At 68.9% G+C, this 20,986-nt stretch carries 17 protein-coding genes; 10 read left to right on the top strand and 7 right to left on the bottom strand.

The window, feature by feature from the left end:
- Positions 1-53 precede the first annotated feature (53 nt).
- The 4 genes from CFP71_RS35455 (at position 54) to CFP71_RS35440 (ending at position 6,058) form a co-directional block, all read left to right on the top strand.
- Complete coding sequence (locus CFP71_RS35455) at positions 54-701, top strand: TetR/AcrR family transcriptional regulator (protein ID WP_341866908.1); 648 nt, start codon at positions 54-56, stop codon at positions 699-701.
- Positions 702-732: 31 nt separating this feature from the next.
- A complete protein-coding gene (locus CFP71_RS35450) occupies positions 733-2,466 on the top strand; it encodes an ABC transporter ATP-binding protein (RefSeq protein ID WP_093938312.1) in 1,734 nt (577 codons plus the stop codon).
- Positions 2,466-4,490 (top strand): ABC transporter ATP-binding protein, encoded by a 2,025-nt coding sequence (locus CFP71_RS35445; protein WP_093938311.1) that lies wholly within the window; start codon positions 2,466-2,468, stop codon positions 4,488-4,490. The genes CFP71_RS35450 and CFP71_RS35445 overlap by 1 nt, the downstream gene beginning before the upstream one ends.
- A gap of 113 nt (positions 4,491-4,603) precedes the next feature.
- Entirely contained in the window at positions 4,604-6,058 is a 1,455-nt protein-coding gene (locus CFP71_RS35440) for a DNA polymerase ligase N-terminal domain-containing protein (RefSeq protein WP_093938310.1), read from the top strand.
- Here CFP71_RS35440 and CFP71_RS35435 read toward each other — a convergent pair.
- From CFP71_RS35435 to CFP71_RS35425, 3 genes are all read right to left on the bottom strand, one after another.
- On the bottom strand, positions 6,027-6,413 hold the full coding sequence (locus CFP71_RS35435) for an STAS domain-containing protein (protein ID WP_093938309.1): 387 nt from the start codon (positions 6,411-6,413) through the stop codon (positions 6,027-6,029). The genes CFP71_RS35440 and CFP71_RS35435 overlap by 32 nt on opposite strands.
- Before the next feature lie 75 nt (positions 6,414-6,488).
- Positions 6,489-7,997, bottom strand: coding sequence for a CYTH and CHAD domain-containing protein (locus CFP71_RS35430; protein ID WP_244199958.1), 1,509 nt, complete (start codon positions 7,995-7,997; stop codon positions 6,489-6,491).
- A gap of 70 nt (positions 7,998-8,067) precedes the next feature.
- The gene (locus CFP71_RS35425) at positions 8,068-8,925 is read right to left on the bottom strand and encodes a helix-turn-helix domain-containing protein (protein WP_093938307.1); all 858 of its coding nucleotides are present in this window, start codon (positions 8,923-8,925) and stop codon (positions 8,068-8,070) included.
- Between the two features lie 596 nt (positions 8,926-9,521).
- Between CFP71_RS35425 and CFP71_RS35415 the strand changes: the two genes are divergently transcribed.
- Complete coding sequence (locus tag CFP71_RS35415; protein ID WP_093938305.1) at positions 9,522-10,640, top strand: erythromycin esterase family protein; 1,119 nt, start codon at positions 9,522-9,524, stop codon at positions 10,638-10,640.
- A 188-nt stretch (positions 10,641-10,828) separates the two neighbouring features.
- Here the strand turns inward: CFP71_RS35415 and CFP71_RS35410 are convergent, their stop codons facing one another.
- Both CFP71_RS35410 and CFP71_RS35405 read right to left on the bottom strand, forming a co-directional pair.
- Positions 10,829-13,795 carry an AfsR/SARP family transcriptional regulator gene (locus tag CFP71_RS35410; protein WP_093938304.1) on the bottom strand — a complete coding sequence of 989 codons (2,967 nt, stop codon included), beginning with the start codon at positions 13,793-13,795 and terminating at the stop codon, positions 10,829-10,831.
- Positions 13,796-13,886: 91 nt separating this feature from the next.
- On the bottom strand, positions 13,887-14,594 hold the full coding sequence (locus CFP71_RS35405) for a DJ-1/PfpI family protein (RefSeq protein WP_093938303.1): 708 nt from the start codon (positions 14,592-14,594) through the stop codon (positions 13,887-13,889).
- Positions 14,595-14,693: 99 nt separating this feature from the next.
- On the opposite strand from CFP71_RS35405, the gene CFP71_RS35400 reads away from it, so the two are divergent.
- The 3 genes from CFP71_RS35400 to CFP71_RS35390 all read left to right on the top strand — a co-directional run bounded on the left by CFP71_RS35400 (position 14,694) and on the right by CFP71_RS35390 (position 17,496).
- On the top strand, positions 14,694-15,671 hold the full coding sequence (locus CFP71_RS35400; protein WP_093938302.1) for a GlxA family transcriptional regulator: 978 nt from the start codon (positions 14,694-14,696) through the stop codon (positions 15,669-15,671).
- A gap of 41 nt (positions 15,672-15,712) precedes the next feature.
- Entirely contained in the window at positions 15,713-17,137 is a 1,425-nt protein-coding gene (locus CFP71_RS35395; RefSeq protein ID WP_093938301.1) for a YibE/F family protein, read from the top strand.
- An 83-nt stretch (positions 17,138-17,220) separates the two neighbouring features.
- Positions 17,221-17,496 carry a hypothetical protein gene (locus tag CFP71_RS35390; protein WP_425266643.1) on the top strand — a complete coding sequence of 92 codons (276 nt, stop codon included), beginning with the start codon at positions 17,221-17,223 and terminating at the stop codon, positions 17,494-17,496.
- Between the two features lie 66 nt (positions 17,497-17,562).
- On the opposite strand, the gene CFP71_RS35385 is transcribed toward CFP71_RS35390, so the two are convergent.
- A complete protein-coding gene (locus CFP71_RS35385; RefSeq protein WP_093938299.1) occupies positions 17,563-18,219 on the bottom strand; it encodes a hypothetical protein in 657 nt (218 codons plus the stop codon).
- Positions 18,219-18,827, bottom strand: a complete 609-nt coding sequence (locus CFP71_RS35380; protein WP_093938298.1) for an MBL fold metallo-hydrolase — start codon at positions 18,825-18,827, stop codon at positions 18,219-18,221. The genes CFP71_RS35385 and CFP71_RS35380 overlap by 1 nt, the downstream gene beginning before the upstream one ends.
- 156 nt (positions 18,828-18,983) lie before the next feature.
- Here CFP71_RS35380 and CFP71_RS35375 point away from each other — a divergent pair, with 156 nt between their 5' ends.
- Complete coding sequence (locus CFP71_RS35375) at positions 18,984-19,838, top strand: peptidylprolyl isomerase (protein WP_093938297.1); 855 nt, start codon at positions 18,984-18,986, stop codon at positions 19,836-19,838.
- Between the two features lies 1 nt (position 19,839).
- Complete coding sequence (locus CFP71_RS35370) at positions 19,840-20,625, top strand: aminotransferase class IV family protein (RefSeq protein WP_093938296.1); 786 nt, start codon at positions 19,840-19,842, stop codon at positions 20,623-20,625.
- The last annotated feature ends 361 nt before the right edge of the window (positions 20,626-20,986 follow it).

The raw sequence follows: 20,986 nt of genomic DNA, 5'->3' as shown, positions 1-20,986 counted from the left end.
GCGGAGTGCGCATAAATTTGCGGGGCACGCAACTTTTGCCTACTCTGTCGGTCGTGACACCGGACTCCATCGCCCCTCTCGGACTGCGCGAACGCAAGAAGCGCGCGGCCCGTCGCGCCATGAGCGAGGCCGCGCTCAAGCTCGCCATGGAGAAGGGGGTCGAGCAGGTCCGCGTCGAGGACATCGCCAACGCCGTCGGCGTCTCCCCGCGCACGTTCAACAACTACTTCTCCAGCAAGGAGGAGGCGATCTGCTCGTTCATCGTCGAACGGCAGGAACTCTTGCGGGAGGCGCTGCGCGAGCGGCCTTCCGAAGAGACGCTGTGGGAGGCGGTCGGGACGGCGACGCTGGAGGCCTACAGCAGCTTGGGCGAGCCGAACCGCGGCTCGGTCGAGCTGGCGCGATCACTGCTCCTGCACCCGTCGGTGCAGGGCGAGTTCCTCAAGGCGCACGCCAAGGTCGAGCAGGTACTGGCGGACGCCATCCTGGAACGCGCGGGCGCGGGCGCGGAAAACGCGTTGAACGCGCGGCTCATGGCGGCGATCGTGGAGTCCGCGGTGAAGACGGCGTTCTTCAGCTGGCTGATCAACGAGGGTGCCCGGCCGTTCCTCGAAACACTCGGAGTCCTTCTGCGCGAGGCCGCGGCGGGAATCCCGTCGCTCACCCGCCCCGAACCGGTGAAGAAACCGAAGAAGAAGTAACACCCTACCCACCACTGGGGGAGTAACCGTTGTGCTGACGAAGCTGTTGCGCATTCACCTGCGCCCGTACCGGCGAGAACTGTGGCTGATCGTGCTGCTGCAGTTCGTCCAGACCCTCGCCGGGCTCTACTTGCCCACGCTGAACGCCGACATCATCGATCACGGCGTGGTCAAGGGCGACATGGACTACATCCTCGGCGTCGGCGGCGTCATGCTGCTCGTGTCGCTGGTCCAGATCGCGTGCTCGATCGGCGCCGTCTACTACGGCGCCCGCACCGCGATGGCGGTCGGCCGCGACGTCCGCGGCGCGATCTTCCACCGGGTCCAGGACTTCTCCGCCCGCGAGGTCGGCCACTTCGGGACACCGTCGCTGATCACCCGCACCACCAACGACGTCCAGCAGGTCCAGATGCTGACGTTGATGTCCTTCACCCTGGTGGTGTCCGCGCCGATCATGTGCTTCGGCGGCATCATCATGGCGCTGAACCAGGACGTCACCCTCTCCTGGCTGCTCGTGGTCGTGGTGCCGATCCTCGGTGCCGCGGTCGGCGTCATCATCGCGAAGATGCGGCCGGCGTTCCGCCTGATGCAGGAGCGCATCGACAAGATCAACCAGATCCTGCGCGAGCAGATCATGGGCATCCGGGTCATCCGGGCCTTCGTCAAGGACACCCACGAACGGCGCCGGTTCACCAAGGCGAACACCGAACTGCTGGACGTCTCGCTGATCGTCGGCAGGCTCATGGCGCTCATGTTCCCCATCGTCATGCTCGTGATGAACGCCTCCAGCGTCGCCGTGCTCTGGTTCGGCGGGCTGCGCATCGACGACGGCAGCATGCAGATCGGCGCGCTCACCGCCTTCCTGTCGTATCTGATGCAGATCCTGATGGCGGTCATGATGGCCACCTTCATGTTCATGATGGTGCCGCGCGCCGAGGTCAGCGCCGAGCGCATCACCGAGGTGCTCGACACGCACACCAGCGTCGTCCTCCCGGCGAACCCGGTCAGCCCCGGCGAGGTGCACGGACGGCTCGAACTGTCCGATGTGGAATTCCGCTACCCCGGCGCGGAGAAGCCGGTGCTGCAGGAGATCTCGCTGCTGGCCAGGCCGGGTGAGACCACCGCGATCATCGGCAGCACGGGCAGCGGGAAGACCACGCTGCTGAACCTCATCCCCCGGCTGATGGACGCCACCGGCGGCTCGGTGCGCGTCGACGACGTCGACGTCCGGGAGCTGGATCCGACCGTGCTGTCCGACGCCGTCGGGCTGGTGCCGCAGAAGCCGTACCTGTTCGCCGGGACGGTCGCGAGCAACCTCCGCTACGGCAAGGCGGACGCCACCGACGAGGAACTCTGGCACGCGCTGGAAGTGGCCCAGGGCAAGGACTTCGTCGAGCGGATGCCCGAGGGGCTCGATTCCCCCATCTCCCAGGGCGGGACCAACGTCTCGGGTGGTCAGCGCCAGCGGCTCGCGATCGCGCGGATGCTGGTGCGGCGCCCCGAGATCTACCTCTTCGACGACTCGTTCTCCGCGCTCGACTACGCGACCGACGCCGCGCTGCGGCGGGCGCTGGTGGCCGAGACCGCCGAGGCGACCGTGGTGATCGTCGCGCAGCGGGTCAGCACGATCCGCCACGCCGACCGGATCGTCGTGCTCGACGAAGGCCGCGTCGTCGGCAACGGCACGCACACCGAACTCATGGACGGCAACGAAACCTATCGGGAGATCGTGCTGTCCCAGCTGACCGAGCAGGAGGCCGCCTGATGAGCGCGCCCGAATCCACAGAGTCCACTTCGAGCGCTCCGGCCAAACCGGCGGGTGAGCGCGCGAGCGCGGCACGGGGCCCCGGACCCGGCGGAGGCGGTTTCGCCCGTGGGCCCGCCGCCTTCATGGGCGGACAATCCGCCGAGAAGGCCCTGGACTTCAAGGGGTCACTGAAACGCCTGCTGCGCCTGCTGAAGCCGCAGCGCGCCATGCTGTACGGGGTCCTGCTTTTCGGCATCGCCAGCGTCACGCTGAGCGTCATCGGGCCGAAGATCCTCGGCATGGCGACGGACCTGATCTTCGCGGGCGTCGTCGCGAAGGACATGCCGCCGACGGTGAGCAAGGAACAGGTCATCGCGGGGCTGCGGGCGGAAGGCAACACCACCCTCGCCGACCTGTACTCGGGGATCGACTTCGTTCCGGGCCAGCGCATCGACATCGACGCCGTCGGCCAGGTCCTGATGTGGGTGCTGCTGCTCTACATCGTCGCGTCGTTCTTCTCGCTTCTCCAGGCGCGGCTGACGACGAACCTGGTCCAGCGGGCGGTGTTCGAACTGCGGGAGCGGATCGAGGAGAAGTTCGCCAAGCTCCCGCTGAGCTACTTCGACCGCCAGCCGCGCGGTGAGGTGCTGAGCCGGGCGACCAACGACATCGACAACCTCGCGCTGTCGCTGCAGCAGACCCTCGCGCAGATCGTGTCGTCGCTGCTGATGGTCGTCGGCGTGCTCGTGATGATGCTCGTCATCTCGCCGGTGCTGGCACTGGTCGCGCTGCTTTCGGTGCCGGCTTCGGTGATCGTCGCGGCCAAGATCGGCAAGAAGGCGCAGCCGCAGTTCATCAAGCAGTGGTCCACCACCGGGCGGCTCAACGCGCACATCGAGGAGATGTACACCGGGCACTCGCTGGTCAAGGTGTTCGGGCGCCGCGAGGAGGCCGAGGAGGTCTTCCGCGAGCACAACGACACGCTGTACGGCGCGAGCTTCAAGGCGCAGTTCATCTCGGGCACCATCCAGCCCGCGATGATGTTCATCGGCAACCTGAGCTACGTGCTGGTGGCCGTGATCGGCGCGCTGCGGGTGGCTTCCGGGACGCTGTCGCTCGGCGACGTCCAGGCGTTCATCCAGTACTCGCGGCAGTTCAGCCAGCCGGTCACGCAGATCGCCAGCATGGCGAACCTGCTCCAGTCCGGGATCGCGTCCGCGGAACGGGTCTTCGCGTTGCTCGACGCGGACGAGCAGGAGCCCGAACCCGCCGAGCCCGCCCGGGTGCGGGACGTGCGCGGCCAGGTCGAATTCGAGCACGTGTCGTTCCGGTACGCCGAGGACACGCCGCTCATCGAAGACCTTTCGCTCACCGTCGAACCGGGGCACACGGTGGCCATCGTCGGCCCGACCGGCGCGGGGAAGACCACCCTGGTCAACCTGCTCATGCGGTTCTACGAGCTCGACGGCGGCCGCATCACCCTCGACGGGGTGGACATCGCCGAGATGGACCGCGAAGACCTGCGGGCCAAGACCGGCATGGTGCTGCAGGACGCGTGGCTGTTCGGCGGCACGATCGCGGAGAACATCGCCTACGGTTCCGCGGGCGCCACGGACGAGGAGATCGTCGCGGCGGCCAAGGCGACTCACGTCGACCGGTTCGTCCGCACCTTGCCCGACGGCTACGACACGGTGATCGACGACGAGGGCGGCACGGTCAGCGCCGGTGAGAAACAGCTGATCACCGTCGCGAGGGCGTTCTTGGCGAAGCCCGCGATCCTCATCCTCGACGAGGCCACCAGTTCGGTCGACACCCGGACCGAGGTGCTGATCCAGCGGGCGATGAATTCGCTGCGCGAAGGGCGGACGAGTTTCGTCATCGCGCACCGGCTCTCCACCATCCGGGACGCGGACGTCATCCTCGTGATGGAGAACGGCTCGATCGTCGAGCAGGGCGACCACGAAACGCTGCTGCTCACCGGTGGTGCGTACTCGAAGCTGTACGCGGCCCAGTTCGCGGAGGCACTGGCCGAAACCGACTGAGCCACCTTCGGCACGAAGGCCCCCTTTCTTGCTTTCACGGCAGGAAAGGGGGCCTTCATCACGCGTGCGGACCATGAACGGCGCTAGGCTTGCGGAACCGGATCCGGAGAGGGGTGCGCTGGCCGACCATGGCGGAGAAACTCGGCGAGTATCGCCGTAAGCGCAGACCGGGGCGGACTCCCGAACCCCTTCCGGAGCGCGACGGGGAGACCGGGGCCGACGATCTCTTCGTCATCCAGGAACACCACGCGAGCAGCCTGCACTGGGACGTCAGACTCGAACGGGACGGCGTGCTCGTCTCCTGGGCGGTACCCAAGGGCCTGCCGATGTCGCCGGACCTCGAACGCCTGGCAGTGCACACCGAAGACCACCCGATGGAATACCTCACCTTCGAAGGTGAAATCCCCGCCGGCGAATACGGCGGCGGCACCATGACCATCTGGGACACCGGCCGGTACGAAACACTGCACTTCAACAACCACAAGGTCGAGGTCGTCTTCCACGGGAAACGGGCCCGCGGGAAATACCTGTTCCTCAATGTGCGGAAGGACGGGAACGATCGCGGCTGGCTGCTCAAACGGCTCGATCCCGCCGAACCGGGCCGCGCGGAACTTCCGCCGTTCCTCGCGCCGATGCTGACCAAACCGGGGCGTCTCCCCTCCACCGGCGAAGACGCGCGATGGGCTTACGAATTCGACTGGTCCGGGCGCCGCACCTTGATCCGCGTGTCCGGCGGCCGGGTCACCGCCTACGACGATTCAGGTGACGACGTCACCGGGCTGTACCCCGAATTCCGCGGGCTGGGCGAACAACTCGGTGCCACCGAAGCCTTTCTCGACGGGGAAATCGTCGTCTTCGACGGAGGGAAGCCGAGTCCGGACGGGCTCGGGCACCGCGCCCGGGCGACGAAGGCGTCCGCGAAACGGCTCACCTCCCGGTACCCGGCGTTCTACCTGGTCAACGATCTCCTGCATCTGGACGGCCGGTCCTGTGCCGAGTCGTCCTATGTCGAACGGCGGGAGCTTCTCGACGAGCTCGGTCTCGCCGGACCGCACTGGCAGGTCCCCCGGTTCTACCTCGGGGACGGCGGCGCGGTCGCGCGGGCGGCCAGGGAACACGGGCTCGCCGGCATCATCGCCAAACGGGCCGACTCCGCGTACCACCCGGGAAGACGTACCGGGGAATGGCTTTCCATCACCGGGACGAGAGTCCAGCAGGTGGTGCTGGGCGGCTGGCGGCCGGGCGGTGGCAGCCGGGCGGGCACGTTCAGTTCGCTGCTGCTCGGCGTCCCGCACGAGGACGGCTTGCGGTACATCGGAAACGTCGGCGTCGGTTTCGCCGTCGACGAGCTGGAGGAGCTGTCCCGGCGGCTTTTCCGCTTGGAGCGCAAGACATCCCCGTTCGACTCCGTGCCGGACAAACAGGCGAGGGACGCGCACTGGTCGCGGCCGACCATCGTCGGCGAGGTCGTCTTCGGCGGCTGGACCGAGGCGGGCTGCCTGCGCAACCCGCGCTGGCGCGGCCTGCTGCCGGACGTCAGCGCGGACGAGGTCGAACTCGACGGCTGACCGCGCCTAGGGCGTCCTCGACTTCCCGCCGGACGTCGAGGCCGGCTCCGACCCCGCTGACGTCCAAGATCCTTGACACCAAAGCGGTTTTCACGATCACCGAGAACCGCGGCGCCGCGGCGTTGGCCTCCTCGAGAGCGTGCAGTCCGGCGCAACTGAGGAAGCCGACGCCGGACAGGTCGAGAATCACTTGCTTTCCCGCGCCACACGCACCGGTGAGCTCGGTGCGGAACCGTCCGATCGTGGCCGCGTCGATCTCCCCCACGGCGGTGAGGACGATGACGCCGTCATCACGGCGGCTGGTGGTCACGGCCAGGGGCGGCGGTTCGCCGGGTACGCGCTGGCCAGGCAACATTGGGGGCGCCTCTCTCCAGACCACCAAGTCACCCCGACGGTACTCACCAGGCGCGGGAGGTCAACCCGGGCTACCTCATTTGAGCCATTTCGGTCGAGAACCTTTACTCAGGTCTTGCCATTCCCCGGCGAACCGCCGGTGCGCCGACTCGGCCGCGGCGAGGGAACGACCGTGCAGGAGGCCGTAGGTGAAAGCGTTTTCGGCCTCGGCGTATGCGCGGAGACCGAGCAGCCGCAGGACGTCCCGGGTGACCACGACGTCGTGATGCGTACCGAGAGTGGTCTGCACGGCCTTGACGTTCTTTCGCCATTTTCGAAGCTTCTTGCCGGTCACCGGCCGGACCGTGTCCGCCGCGTACCGGGCGCGCTTCGCCTTCTTGCGCACCTCGTGGAGCGCGGCGTCCTGCTCCGCGCCGGGCTCGAGCTCACTCGCGGCCGCGACGGCCTCGCGCAGCTTCCGGTCCGAACGCGCGACCGCCTTGCGCAGCTCTTTCTTGCCGTCCTTGATCTTCCGCGGCTTGGCGACGAGCTTTTCCAGCGATCGCAACAGGTCTGTGTACCGCTTGCTGTCGAGCGCCCGGATGGCGCGTGCCTTGACCTCCTCGGCCTCACGCGCGAAATGCCGCGTCATCAGCTGTTCGACGTTGCCCAGCACCAGCTCGGCCGGAAGCGCCTTGACCTCCGCGTGCAGCCGCGCGGCCATCACCTCGTTGTCCCTCGCCGGCCCGAGCTCGCCGCCGAGCCAGCGGAGTTCGGCGGCGAGCCCGTTCGCGACGTCGGCGTCGAGGGAGCGACGGAAGGTCTTCAAACCGCTCCGCAGCCGCCTGCTCGCGACCCGCATCTGGTGCACCGCGTCCTCGGCGTCGCGGCGGACCCCGATGTCGTTGCGGCGCAGCGCGTCCAGCTGCTTCGCGAAGTAGTCGGCCAGCACAGAGCCCGACGCCCCCTCGGCCGTCGGCACGAGGTCGTCGGTCAGCCGCCGGAGCTTCGACGGCCACCTCGACCGCTCCGCGCCCGCCTTCACGACGGCCCTGTCCAGGCTGTCGAGGACTTTCGGGTCGGTGCCTGGCGAGAGTTCGATCTCGATCTCCCGCCACCGGTCGAGGTGCGCCTTCTCCCCGCCCGCCTCGCCGGTGACGACGTCGTCCGTCAACGTCGCGACTTCGCGCCCCTTCGCGTCGAGCAGGGCATACGACGTGCGTTCGGTGCGCAAGTGCGCCGCCTGGACGAGTTTGGCGCCGAGGGTGTGCGCCCGGACCAGTTTCGCGAGCGCGCCGGGCACCTTCTCCGGCTTGCCCGACAGCGGCAGGCGGAGTTCCTCGCGTTTGTCCTCGCTGACGGGCAGCTTGAGATGCCAGCCCTCGTCGCTTCCGCCGAGCCTCCGCCGCAACGTGATGCCCGCCTGCGCGAGCCGGAAGTCGGCGGTGTCGAAGTACGTGGCGTCGAGGACGTCGACCCTCGGGTCGGCCTGGTTCGTCACGGGACCGGCCGGGACCAGCGGCGGAATGGGCCTGTCGGCCGCCAAGTCGTACTTCCGCTCGATCTCCGCCTCGGTGACCGGGGCTCCGTCCTGCGTCTTCGTCACCACGTCCTCCTTCTCCTCGGCTACTCGCAACGATTACCCCAGGAAGAGGCGACGGGAAACCCCGATCGGGTCACTCGTTCATCCGGTCGTACCGGTCCGCCCAGTCGGCGAGCGTCCGGCGCGACCTTTCCTCGGTCAGGCTATCGCTTTCCAGTCGCGCGACAAGTGAATAATACGCCTCGACCGCCACCCGGTCGTCGATGAACATTCCGGCCGCGTAGGAATCCGTGTACACCACCGCCGGATGCTCCGCGAATTCCATGATGGTAAAAGAATTTTCGATCGTTCTGCTCACTTCGTTGCTTTCGGGGACGATCCGGATGGAGCAATAGGGCAGGTTCGCCGACAGGACGAGGTGGAGCAGCTGTTCGTGCATGATCCGGGGGCCGCCGACGACCGACCGCAGCGCGCGCTCGTGGATGTAGAACCGGCATCGCGGCGGGCGATCCTGGCGCAGCAGCCGCTGCCGGTCCATCCGGGCGTTCACGACCTGGTCCAGCTGAGCCTGGCCGCGGTTGCCGATCAGTTCGTAGGCGGTGCGGGCGTACGGTTCGATCTGCAGCAGCGCGGGGAGCGTCAACGACTCGTACCGCACGAGGGTGTGCGCGAGATTCTCCTGTATCGCCAGGGATTGCGTCGGATCGACGAGTTCGTCGAAGTACGGCCGCACCCAGTACAGGTCTCCGCCCGGCTGCGTCAGTTCCAGCAGCAGATCACGCTCGGGCTCCACCTCGCCACAGGTCGCGAGATACAGCGCCGCGTCCACCACGGACAGCTCGCGCAGCCCCTGTTCCCACCTCGTGACCTTGCTCTGCAACCAGCCGTTACGGCGGCTGACGTCGGCTCCACTGAAGTGTCTGCGCTGCCGGAACGCCTTCATGCGGTGGCCCAGTTCCCGGGTCCGCGCCGTCGAATCCTTCTCAACCATGCGGGACAAACTAGAGCGGAATTCCTTCCGCGCGGACATTGCCACGCGGCAATTCACCTCAACAGCTGATAACTTGCGCTCGCGCATTCCTGCGAAGTGCCGCTTCGCAAGCGAAGCAGCTTCGCGCGCGAAGGGTTCTTTAAGCTTTATAGCGGAAGAAAGGAATGAGAGCCAGCTATTCGAAAGTGGATTTGTTGCGCCGCCGCGAGGGCCTCGTGCGCCCTCTTCCTCACCACGGGTGGTCCGTGAAGGCCTCCTTGAGGGACTCTGGGTCCCTCAAGGAGGCCTTCACGGACTTGGGAACGGCACCGCCGGAATGGGGCGGCTGGGGCGGTCGCTTCTGGACGCGGTAGCTCGCAGCCAGGTCCGTGAAGGCCTCCTTACCTACCCTGAAGGTAGCGAAGGAGGCCTTCACTAACTCAGGATCGCCCCGGCCGCACCAGTAGTCACAGCGGCTGCGCGTGAAGGCCCCCTTCCAAGTACAGGGGGCGGACGAGGCGCCACCACCTACCCGCCCGTTTGAAGCTTTCCCACATCCCCACACCCGAAACGCGGCCAAAGTTTCAACCGAAGCATCAACGATACGCTTGAACCTCATGAGTCAAGACATCCGAGACTTCGTGACCCCCTCCTGCGACCTGCTCGGCCTGGGCGAGCCGACGCACGCGACCCCGGTCTTCGCCGAGATCCGCAACGAACTCTTCGCGCAGCTGGTCGACCGTGGCTTCCGCTCGATCGCCCTCGAAACCGACCGCGTCGCCGCGCTCGTCGCGAACGACCACGTCCAGGACGGGACCGGAACCCTCGACCTCGCGATGAGCGAGGGCTTCACCCACGTCTTCGGCACCGTGGAAGCCAACCGGCGGCTGATCGACTGGATGCGCGAGTTCAACGAGAACCGTCCTCCCGCGGAACGGCTTTCGTTCCACGGCTTCGACACGCAGACCGAGAACACCTCCGCGCCCAGTCCGCGGCGCTATCTCGAGTACGCCCGCGATTTCCTGGAGCTCGACGTCGACATCGCGGGCCCGGCCGGTGACGACGAACGCTGGAGCCGCACCGAAGCCGTCATGGAGGCGGCTTCGTCGATCGGCGCCACCGCGGAGGCCTACCGGCTGCGCGCGATCGCGGCCGAGCTGCTCGCCGCACTCCGCGCGCGGAAACCGGAACCGGTGACGGACGCGTGGTCACGGGCGGAACTCCACCTCATGGCGGGGATCGATCTGCTGCGCTACCACAGGCAATGCGCCGAACCCCTGGAGCCGACCGAGCGGTACATGCCGCTGGTCGCGATCAGGGACGCGATCATGGCGCGGAACCTGCTGGAGATCCGTGCCGCCGAAGCCGGACGCGGCAGGACGCTGGTCTTCGCCCACAATCTCCACCTGCGCCGCCGGCCGAGCACGATGCGCAAGGCCGGAACGGACGTCACCTGGTTCCCCGCCGGCGCGCTGGTGGCCCCGTTGCTCGGCGATCGCTACACCTTCGTCGCGACCAGCCTCGGCCGATGCGAGTCCATCGCGCTCGAAGAGCCCGAGCCCGACACCTACGAGGGTTTCCTGCGGAAACACGTCACCACGGATTGGGGCCTGCTCCCCGCTTCCGACGTCCCGCCCGCCCGCGTCCGGACCGATCCTGTTCCGCGGCAGGGCTACTTCCCGCTCGACCAAGGGCTCCTCGACGAGGCGGACGTCTTGCTGCATGTGAACGGCTAAGACAGCGCCTAGGCCGACGAACCGGGTGACGCCTCCTGCCCTCGGAAGGCGTCACCCGGCCACGAGCACGCGCCGCCACCCCCAGTTCCGCGATTTCGGGGCGGCGCGAAGTCCGCTCACTTGAGCGAGAGTCAACACACCGGGGCCATAACTTCGCCAAACTCGGCGGCCGGTGGTCCCTCGGCGGGCTATGCCGGGGTCGTTCCGAAGCGGATCTTCGTCAAGGCTTCACGAGTCCGCTCTCGCTGGCGTGTGCCCGTGTCGACGGCGGAAAGGTCCTTGAGCGCGCGCAATTCCCACACCGGGAATCCCAGTTCACGGAACAGCCCCGCGGCGGTGCGGAGCCCTTCGGCGGCTTCGGTCGCGGCGCCTTCGTCCGCCCGCAGGCGCCCGAAGCTGAGCAAGGCGTATCCGCCGCCCCGGCGGTCACCGAGCTCGCGGAACGTGCTCATCGCGAGTCCCAGATGATCGGCGGCCCGGACGTGCTCGCCCGCGAGCCGCAGGGATTCGCCGAAACTCCGATGCGTGTACGCGGCGGCGTGCCGGTGCCCGGCGTTCTCGAACAGCTCCAGTGACCGCGAAAGACAGAGTTCGCTCTCCCCCGCGTCGCCCGCTTTCGCGTGAAGATCGCCGAGACTGCGCAGGACGTGCGCCTCCCAGTGGCGTTCACGCGAGTTCCGGGTGCCGGTCAGCGCGCTCGTCAGCAGATCGCCGGCCTCGTCCAGGCGGCCGTGCCGTCGCAGGACGTCGGCGTACCGCTTGGCGGATCTGTCGTGCTGGTACCCGTCTTCGCAATGCAACGAGAGCAGCAGGCTCGCGTCGAAGCATTCCTTCGCCCGCCGGAAGTCGCCGAGGTCGTCCCAGAGTGAGCCGAACTGGGAAGACGCCATCGCCTGCCCGGCGAGGTCACCGCAGTCCCGCAACAGGTCCAGCGCCTCCCGCAGCGCGCCGACAGCCGCGTGGGTCCGGCCGGAGTCCGCGTCGACGTCGGCGAGCGCGACGAGCGCGGCCCCGGTGCCCCGCGGATCGCCCGAGGAGCGGAAGCGGGCCTCGGCCAGCGAATAGCACGTCCTCGCCCGCGCCAGATCCCCCGCGTCGGCGTGGGAATGGCCGAGCTTCAGCAGTTTCTCCGCCTCCGCCGGCAGGTCGAGGCGATCACGCACGACGCCGAACCCGAGCCAGGCGGCCGAACCGCCGTTCCGAGGGCCGACGAGGTCGCTGTAGGCCTCGGCCAGCCGCGCGGTCAGCTCGGTCCAGCCGTGGTTCTTCGCGGTCCGGACGGCGAGCGCGAGGTTCGCGGACTCCGCGGCACGCCAGCCGACCGGATCGGCCGCGACCCGGTCCGCGGCCGCGGCAGGCGCGTCGATGCGCCGAGGCGGCGGATACTCGGCGCCGAGCGCGGCCGAAGCGTGTTCGGCCAACGCCGCCATCACCGTCAGCGCACGCCGGAGAGCCACGGGGTCCGGCGCTTCCCGATGCGCGAGCCGGACCAGCCCTGGCAGCCGGTACCGGGGGAAACCGGCCTGATCCGGCTCGACGTGGAGCAGATGGTCGTCCACCAGGTCGTCGAGCAGCTCGGCAGCTTCGCGGGACGAACGACCCAGCAGGGCCGTCGCGAACCAGTCGGCGACCTCGGTCGCGCCGGGAAAAGCGAGCAACCGCAAGGAGTCGCGCTGTCCTGACGAAAGCTCGGCGAGGGCCGCGGCGAGCACCGGGCGGACGGCCAGGTCTCCGGCGGCAAGTTCGTCGAGGCGCAGGCGCTCGTTCTCCAGCCGCGCCGCGAACTCGGCGACGCTCAGTCTCGGCCGCTGCACCAGCTTCATCCCCGCCACGCGCACCGCCAGCGCGAGCCCGTCGCAACAGGCCAGCACCCGGCGGACGGCGTCCGGTTCGGCGGCCAGCCGTCCCTCTCCGGCGACCGCGCCGAGCAGCAGCCGCGATTCCGCGTAGGGCAGCGGACCGACCTCGACCGGTCGCGCCCCGACCAGCCCCGCGAGCCGTCGCCTCGTCGTCACGATCGTCGCGCAGCCGGGACCGCTCGGCAGCAACGGCCGCACCTCGGCCTCGGACCGGCAGTTTTCGAGGATCACCAGCAGCCGCCGGTCCGCGGTGTGGCTCTGCCACAACGAGATCAGCCCGGCGCGGTCGGCGGGGAGTTCCGCTTCCGCGAAGCCGAGCGCGCGAAGGAACCCGGTGAGTACATCGCCGGTCTCCCGCAGATCGGCGACGAGCTGACCGTCCGGGAACCGCTTGCGCGTCCGCCACGCGGCTTGGACGGCCACCGTGCTCTTCCCCGCTCCCGCGGCGCCGTGCAACACGACCGGCGCGGGAGTCCGCAGTGCGCGTGCGACGTCCGCGAGTTCCCCGGCTCTGCCGGTGAAGTCCGGCGTCGCCGGGGGAAGGCCGCACGGTGGACCGCCCGCCGACCAGCCCGTTCCGGCGATCCGGCGGTGGGTCGCGAGCAGGTCCTCCCCCGGCGAGACACCGGCGTGCTCCCACAGCGCCTGACGGCACCGGTCGAGGACGGCCAGCGCGGCGTCCCGGCGACCGAGCCCGTGCAGCGCCTCGGCGAGCCATCCGGCGAAGCGCTCGTCACCCGGCCGGGCGGCCAGTTCGGGTCCCAACCGGTCGGCGACCGCCTTGTGGTCACCGGCCGCGAGCTCCAGTTCCACGAGCCTGCCCAGTACCGAACACCGCTGATCTTCGAGCCACAGCCGGTGCGCCTCCACCAGCGGACCGGCCGGGACGTCGGCGAACGCCCGGCCGCGCCACAACCCCAGTGCCCGTTCGAGCAGCGCCCTGCGTTCGGCGCCGGTCGCCGTCGCGGCCGAGCCTGCCAGCCCGGAGAAGCCGGCGGCGTCCAGCTCCCCCTCCGACACCGTCAGCCGGTACCCGCCCCGGCCCGCCCGCAGCCGCTGCCGGACGTCGTCCACCGGCACCCCGGGCGACAACGCCTTGCGCAGCTTGGAAATCGCCATCTGCACGACCGCGGCGGCGCTCGACGGCGGATCCCGCGGCCAGAGTTCGTCCACGAGGGTGTCCCGGTGGACGAACTCGTTCGGCCTGGTCAGCAGCACCGCGAGCACCCGACGGGGCTGAGCCGCCGACGGGAGCGGGACGGAGGCCCCGAGCGGGCCGAGCACCTTGAACTCCACGGACCACCTATCACCTGGACGGATGACCCGAATGTAACCCGGCGCAGTCCCCGTTTCGGCGGTTTCTCACCCGGATGGCCGCCCCCCCTCGCTATCCGGTGTGCGCGAGCAGCTTGTCCCTCAAGGCGGGTTCGTCCGCGAGCGCCTCGTTCAGCGTGTGCTCCAGCAACGGCTTGAGGTCCCCGTACGGCCGCTTCGACCAGTCGAGCGGGCCCTGCGGCGGCTCCGGGTCGTACTCGATGACGAACTGGATCGTCCGCGCGATCTCGGCGCCGACGAGCCGTTCGACCAGGTGCAGCGCGAGGTCGATCCCCGCCGACACCCCGGCGGCGGTGATCACGTTCCCGTCCTCGACCCAGCGCTCGGCGACCGGTTCCGCCCCGAAGGCGCCCAGCAGTTCGCGGAACATCCAGTGCGTCGCCGCCCGGCGGCCCTCCAGGAGACCGGCCTGCCCCAGCAGCAGCGATCCCGTGCACACCGAGGTCACGAGTTCCGCGTTCTCCCCCGCTTTCCGCAGGTAGCCGATCAGCTTCTCGTCAGCCAGTGCCTTCAGTGTCGGCGCGGCGCCGCCGGGCACGAGCAGCGCGTACGGCGACGGGACCTCGTCGTAGGTGTGCGTCGCCACGAGCTTCAACGGGTTGTCGGTGACGACCGCGTCCTTCGTCTCGCCGACCACGACCGTCCGGTACTCCTGTCCCGAACTCGCCATCCCGTCCAGCACGGTCAGCGGCCCGACCATGTCGAGCGGGGTCATCCCCGGGTACACCACGAAGGCGATGGTCTTCTTGTCGTCTGTCATGGGGACAACCGTGTCGCAGGGACGAGACCGCGGCGGGCCGGATGTCCGGATTCCTGCGAACAACGTCCGACGGCCGGGCGCTACTGCTAGCGTTCGATCATGCCGGGTTCACCCAGAAGAGTGTTGATCGTCGGCTACAGCAATGCCGAAATGCTCGATATCGCCGGTCCGGCGGACGTCCTGGACGCCGCGAGCAAACTCGGCGGCAAGCCGGGGTACGAGATCATGCTCGCCAGCGTCGACGGCCGCGGCATCCGCTGCGAGTCCGGGCTGGTCCTCCAGGCGCAGCACCGGCTCGACCAGGTGGCCGGCGAACTGGACACGCTGATCGTCGCGGGCGGCAGCGGGCACGAGGCGGCCGCCGCCGACCCGAGGTTCGTCACCCACGTCCGCAGGCTCGCGCAGCAGAGCCGTCGCGTCGCCTCGGTGTGCACCGGCGCCACCGTGCTCGCCGCGTGCGGACTGCTCAACGGACGCCGCGCCACCACCCACTGGCGATTCGCCAACCGGCTCGCGACGAACTATCCGCTGGTGAACGTGGACCCGGTGCCGCTGTACGTGCGCGACGGCAACGTCTACACGGCGGCGGGCGTCACCAGTGGGATCGATCTCGCTCTCGCGTTCGTCGAGGACGATCACGGCCCCAGCCTCGCCAGGGAGACCGCCCGCATGCTGGTCACCTATCTGCAACGACCGGGCAATCAGGCGCAGGTGAGCATGTTCCTGTCCGGTCCGCCGCCGGAGAACCGGCTCGTCCGCGACATCACCGCGTACGTCGCCGAACACCTCGCCGGTGATCTCGGCACCACCGTCCTCGCCGAACGGGCGGGCATCAGCACCCGGCAGCTGACCAGGTTGTTCGACGCGCACCTGAGCACCACGCCCAGCAGGTACGTGCGGGCGGCACGGACCGAAAACGCGGCGAAACTGTTGTGCGGCACCGAACTCCCGCTGACTTCGATCGCGAGGCGATGCGGTTTCGGGTCGACCGAGACCCTTCGCCAAGCGTTCCTGGACCACTTCGACACCCCTCCTTCGGCCTACCGCCGAGTCCACCTGAGGCAGGCGTTCGGCTAGGCCGTGTGCGGGACGCGTCACCGACTGTGGAGGATGTGTGGGTGAACCGCCGCGACATCTCCGACGACGACACCGGCCCGATTCGCCGCGTAACGGACACCCCGTCCGATCGTCCGCCCGGAACGTCCCGTTCGCCGCGCCGGACCCCGCCGCCGGAGGGCCCACGACGTCCCCGGCCCCCGGCACAGCGGCCCCGACCGGCCGAGCCGGGCAAGCGACGCGCGGCCGAACCGAAGCCGGAACCGAAACCCGAGCCCAAGCCGGTCGGCCACGGGCACTCGCACGGTCACGGGCCCGCCGCGCCCGCGTCGCGCCGGGTCCGGCAGCTGCTGATGTGGCTCCTGATCCCGCTCGCCGTCGCGACGGTCGCCGGCATGATCCTGCTCTACCCGTGGGGCAAGGATCCGGCGAAAAGCGTGTTCCCCCAGGGGACCCCGGTGAGCGCGACGGTCACCGCGACGATCACCGGGCCGTGCCTCGCCGAGGGCCAGGTCCAGGTCGGCGAGCCGCCGCCGGACGCGAAACCGTGTCTCACCAGCGAAGTGACGATGACCGACGGCCCCGGGGCCGGGAAGCCGCTGAAGCTGACGCTCCCGATCGAGCCGAGTACGCCGCGGTTCGCCGCGGGAGACAAGGTGGTGCTGTCCTACAACGGCGGCGACGTCGCGAATCCCGCGTCGTTCCAGATCGTCGACTTCCAGCGTGGGACGCCGTTGCTGCTGCTCGCCGGGCTGTTCGCGCTCGCGGTGATCGTGCTGGGCCGCTGGCAGGGGCTCGCCGCGCTGATCGCGCTCGGGCTGAGCTTCCTGGTGCTGGCGCTGTTCGTGCTGCCGTCGATCCTCGCCGGGGAAAGCCCGCTGCTGGTGGCGATCGCGGGCGCGGGCGCGATCATGTTCGTCGCGCTGTACCTGACGCACGGGCTGTCCGCGAGAACCTCGGTGGCGGTGCTGGGCACGCTGGTGAGCCTGATCCTGATCGGCGTCCTGTCGGCGATCTTCTCGGCCGCGGCCTCGCTGACCGGCCTGGACGACAGCACGTCGCAGCTGATCGGCTCGCTCGGGCACGGGATCGACGCGCGCGGGCTGCTGCTGGCGGGTGTCGTGATCGGCGCGCTGGGCGTGCTGGACGACGTCACGGTGACGCAGACGAGCGCGGTGTGGGAACTGCGGCGGGCGAACCCGTCGCTGGGCTGGCGCGAGCTCTACGGCGCGGGTCTGCGGATCGGCCGTGACCACGTCGGTTCGGCGGTCAACACGCTCGTGATGGCGTACGCGGGGGCGGCGCTGCCGGTGCTGCTGTACACGTCGCTTTCGGGGGTCGGGCTCGGTTCGATCCTCGGTGCGGAGGACATCGCGCAGGAGATCGTGCGGACGCTGGCCGGCAGCGTCGGGATCGTCGCGGCGGTCCCGGTCACCACCGTGCTGGCCGCGCTGATCGCCTCGCGGGAGCCTCAAGAGTCCCTGTAGCCACAGGCACCCCAAAGGGCGAGTCCCCCTCGCGATCACGGGCCGGAGTCGGGTACGAAGAGGCCGCACCCGAGGTTCGCCGCGTGATCGGAGGGGCCATGTTCGACGCCATGTTCGCCGTCCCGAGACAGCTGACCGCCGTCGCGCGGCGTGTACTCGTCTCCACGCTGGAGGCCGTCGAGGCGGTCCCCAGGATCGCCGCCGCGCTCGACGACGTGCGAGCGACGCTCAAGCATTCGGAGCGGCTGGCGACCTTCGCCGCGGGCGAGCTGCCGGAGATCGTCTACCAGCTGGAAGAGATCAAGGCCCGGCTGGAGAAGCTGGAAACCGCCGAGGCCCACGTTGGGCAAGTGTCATGAAAGGGTCTTTCAGGACATATTTTGTCCTGAAAGACCCTTTCATGACACTCGGGAAGGCTCCGCGGCTCAGTCCAAGGTCGCCACGAAGCGGCTGACGGCCTCCATCGTGAACCGCTGGATGTACTTCCCGCTGGGAGCCGCCGAGGCCAGCCGGTAGAGCGGCCGTTCCGCCGCCGCGTCCCCGCGTGCCTCCGACTTCAGCTGCGCCACCAGCAGCTCCGAGAACACCAGGCCGTTCGCGTCGGTGTTGTTCAGCAGCGCGTTCGCCAGCTTGCGCAGCTGCAGGATGCCGAGTTCGCGGCCGCCCGCGCCGGAGTACACGGCCAGGTCGACCTTCGCCACCTTGCGGCGTTTGCCCGCGTTGACCAGCAGGCTGACCGTCCGGGTACCGCGCACGTCGCTGATCACCAGGTCGATGCGCTCGGCCGCGGTCAGGTCGATCCGACGCACGCCCCAGGTCCGCACGATGAGCGTGTCGGCTTCGAGCCAGACCCGGCGGCGCAGGTTGTACAACATGATGTAGATCAGCGGCAGCGCGATCACCCCGGCGACCACGAGTCCGACGATCTCGCCGCCGATCAGCCCGGCGATCCCGCCGAACGCGGCCGCGAAGATCACCACACCGGCGATGCTGGAGCAGCCGCGCCTGCGGCGGAGCTTGGGGTCGTCGTGGAAAAGCGGGAGACGCTCAGGGGTCTCGGGCGTCCCGGTCGGCTCGGTCATCACGCGCCCGTCCCGGCCAGGAACGGGTTGCCCGCCCGCTCTTGCCCGATCGTCGTGGCCGGGCCGTGCCCCGGGAGGACGACGGTGTCGTCCGGCAGCGTCATCACCTGGGCGCCCAGGGACCGCACGAGTTCGTCGCCGTCGCCGTCGGACCGGCCGATCGAACCGGCGAACAGGCTGTCCCCGGTGAGCACGATCCGGCCACCCTCGGCGGAGGTCAGCCCGAAGACCACCGAACCGGCGGTGTGTCCCGGTGTGCGGGACACCGTGATCTCCAGTCCGGCCAGCCTGAGCGGGCCATCGGCGAGTGACACGATCCCGTCCTTCCGTTCACCGGCGTCCGGCCCCAGGAGTGGCCGGTCCGCCTCGTGCAGATAGAGAGGTATCCCGTGGCGCGTGCCGATCTCGTCCGCCGAGGCGACGTGATCCGGGTGGCCGTGGGTGGCGAGCATCGCGACCGGCGTCAGGCCGTGTCCGGAAAGTGCCGCCTCGAGCGGTTCGGCGACGCCCTCTCCGGGATCGACGATCACGCACTCCCCGCCGCCGTCCGCGGCGAGCAGGTAGCAGTTGGCTTCGAGGGGGCCTGCCGGAAATCCGACAACCAGCACGAAACGCCTCCTCAGATCTTCCGCCGAACAGGTGACAGGATGGCCCTGATCACGATCAAGTAAGCCTAGCGGCCCCTGTACGGGGGTCTCACAGGCTGTGCCCATAGACTTCCGCTACCTCAGACGTGTGACATCGAGTGGAAACCGGGAGGGCGGGTGCCGACCAACCAGCAGCGCCGCGAAGCCGCGAAGCGCAAGCTCGAGCGACAGATCGTGCATCGGGCCGAGAGGGCCAAGCGACGCAGGATCGTCGGCTCGGTGGCGGTCGTCGGCGTCGTCGCGATCGTGGCAGGCGCGGTGTGGTGGATCGTCAGCAGTAACAGTGGTGACGACGCCGCCTCCGACGCTTCCCCGAGCTCGGCTCCTCCGACCCCCGAGGTCACCATCCCCACGGAGCGCACTCCGTTGCCGAAGCGGCCGACGCCGCTGGCGAACCCGGTGGCCTGCGATTACAAGGACGACTCCTCCAAGCAGGCGTCGAAGAAGGTGAACAAGCCGGAAGGCAAGGACGTCTCTTCGAACGGCACGGTGAACGTCGTGCTGAAGAGCACCGCGGGCGACATCCCGCTGACGCTGGACCGGGCGCTCGCCCCGTGCGCCGTCCAGAGCTTCATCAGCCTCTCCCAGCAGGGCTACTTCAACGACACCAAGTGCCACCGGCTCGGCACCAGCGGCCTGCAGATGCTGCAGTGCGGCGACCCCGAGGCCAGCGGCATGGGCGGCCCCGGCTACACCATGCCGGACGAGGCGTTCAAGGAGATCAAGTACGGCCGCGGCATCCTCGCGATGGCGAAGACGCAGCAGCCGAACTCCGGCGGAAGCCAGTTCTTCATGGTCTACGGCGAGGCCGAACTGCCCGCGGAGTACTCGGTCTTCGGCAGCATCTCCGACGAGGGCCTGAAGGTGCTCGACAAGGTCGCCAAGGCCGGCGCCAACGTCCAGGGTGGCAATGGCGACGGGACCGGCCCGCCCAACACCGAGGTCAAGTTCACCGGCGTCACGGTCGCCTGACTTGAAGCTGGAACTCAACGGCGCGCCCGCCCGGTCGGAAGACCTGGCGGGCGCGTTCGGCTATGGCCACTTCACCGCGATGCAGGTCCGCGACGGCAAGGTCCGCGGTCTCGACCTCCACCTTCGGCGGCTCGAGACGAGCACCCGGCGGATGTTCGCGAGCGAACTCGACACCGAGGCGGTGCGCGGCTACGTGCGGCAGGCCATCCGGGGTGAAGACGCGCTGTCCGTGCGGGTGCTGATCTTCTCCCGCGCGATGGACTGGTCCGATCCCGGCGCGCCCGCCGCCCCGGATGTCCTCGTCCGGACAGGGCCGCCGAAGGAACACGAGCTGACGCCGTTGCGCCTGCGCTCCGTGCGCTACGAACGGGTGTTGCCGGAGGTCAAGCACGTCGGCACGTTCGGCCTGGTCCACCACGCTCGTGAGGCGATGATGGCAGGTTACGACGACGCGGTGTTCGTCGACTACCAGGGCCGGATCAGCGAAGCGTCGATCTGGAACGTCGGTTTCCTCGACGGCGGCACGGTGGTCTGGCCGGAGGCTCCCGTGCTGGACGGGATCAGCCAGCAACTGATCCGGCGCGGCTTGACGCGCCACAGGGTCCCGCAGGAGACCCGCGAAGTCCGTCCGGCGGATTTGCCGGGGTTCGACGCCATGTTCCTGACCAACTCGGAGTCGGTCGGCTGGCCGGTGGCGTCCGTGGACGACGTCGCGCTGCCGTTCGCGCCGGAGACTCAGCGGATCCTGACCGAGGCTTACGAGAGCAACCCCTGGGACGAGATCTAGCCGGCCCTGTTCAGTCAGTCCGGTTGGGCCCTCTGCCGAGCAGGGCCTTCGCGGCACGATCTGAGCTGTCCACGTGAGCCGATCGCGACCTCGACCGTCCGCAAGAGACACTCTTACCAGTCGGAACGCCCGTTTTAAGCACTTTTCGCAGTGTTGCGAGAGGGTCGTGAGTGGCAAAGGGGGGGTCTATTGAGGGGTAAGCCAAAGGGCAGGGTTCGGACTGACAGGCAGGGCCGGCCGCGACCCGAGTGTCCACATGGGACACTCGGCGGCGATAGAGCGTCCGATTTACGCCTGTATGAGCTATTTCGCGCAGGGTCGTGAGTGGCAAAGAGGGTTAGAACCCTCTTTGCCACTCACG

The organism is Amycolatopsis thailandensis, assembly GCF_002234405.1.
Taxonomy (GTDB): domain Bacteria; phylum Actinomycetota; class Actinomycetes; order Mycobacteriales; family Pseudonocardiaceae; genus Amycolatopsis; species Amycolatopsis thailandensis.
The sequence above is the reverse complement of the archived record's forward strand: the minus strand, read 5'-3'. Positions and strand labels throughout refer to the sequence as shown.

What these genes read in the sequence shown, in the direction of transcription:
- CFP71_RS35445 (WP_093938311.1), top strand. Translation starts at nt 2,466, where the DNA reads ATGAGCGCGCCCGAATCCACAGAGTCCACTTCGAGCGCTCCGGCCAAA.
- CFP71_RS35435 (WP_093938309.1), bottom strand. Translation starts at nt 6,413, where the DNA reads ATGTTGCCTGGCCAGCGCGTACCCGGCGAACCGCCGCCCCTGGCCGTG.
- CFP71_RS35425 (WP_093938307.1), bottom strand. Translation starts at nt 8,925, where the DNA reads ATGGTTGAGAAGGATTCGACGGCGCGGACCCGGGAACTGGGCCACCGC.
- CFP71_RS35415 (WP_093938305.1), top strand. Translation starts at nt 9,522, where the DNA reads ATGAGTCAAGACATCCGAGACTTCGTGACCCCCTCCTGCGACCTGCTC.
- CFP71_RS35405 (WP_093938303.1), bottom strand. Translation starts at nt 14,594, where the DNA reads ATGACAGACGACAAGAAGACCATCGCCTTCGTGGTGTACCCGGGGATG.
- CFP71_RS35400 (WP_093938302.1), top strand. Translation starts at nt 14,694, where the DNA reads ATGCCGGGTTCACCCAGAAGAGTGTTGATCGTCGGCTACAGCAATGCC.
- CFP71_RS35385 (WP_093938299.1), bottom strand. Translation starts at nt 18,219, where the DNA reads ATGACCGAGCCGACCGGGACGCCCGAGACCCCTGAGCGTCTCCCGCTT.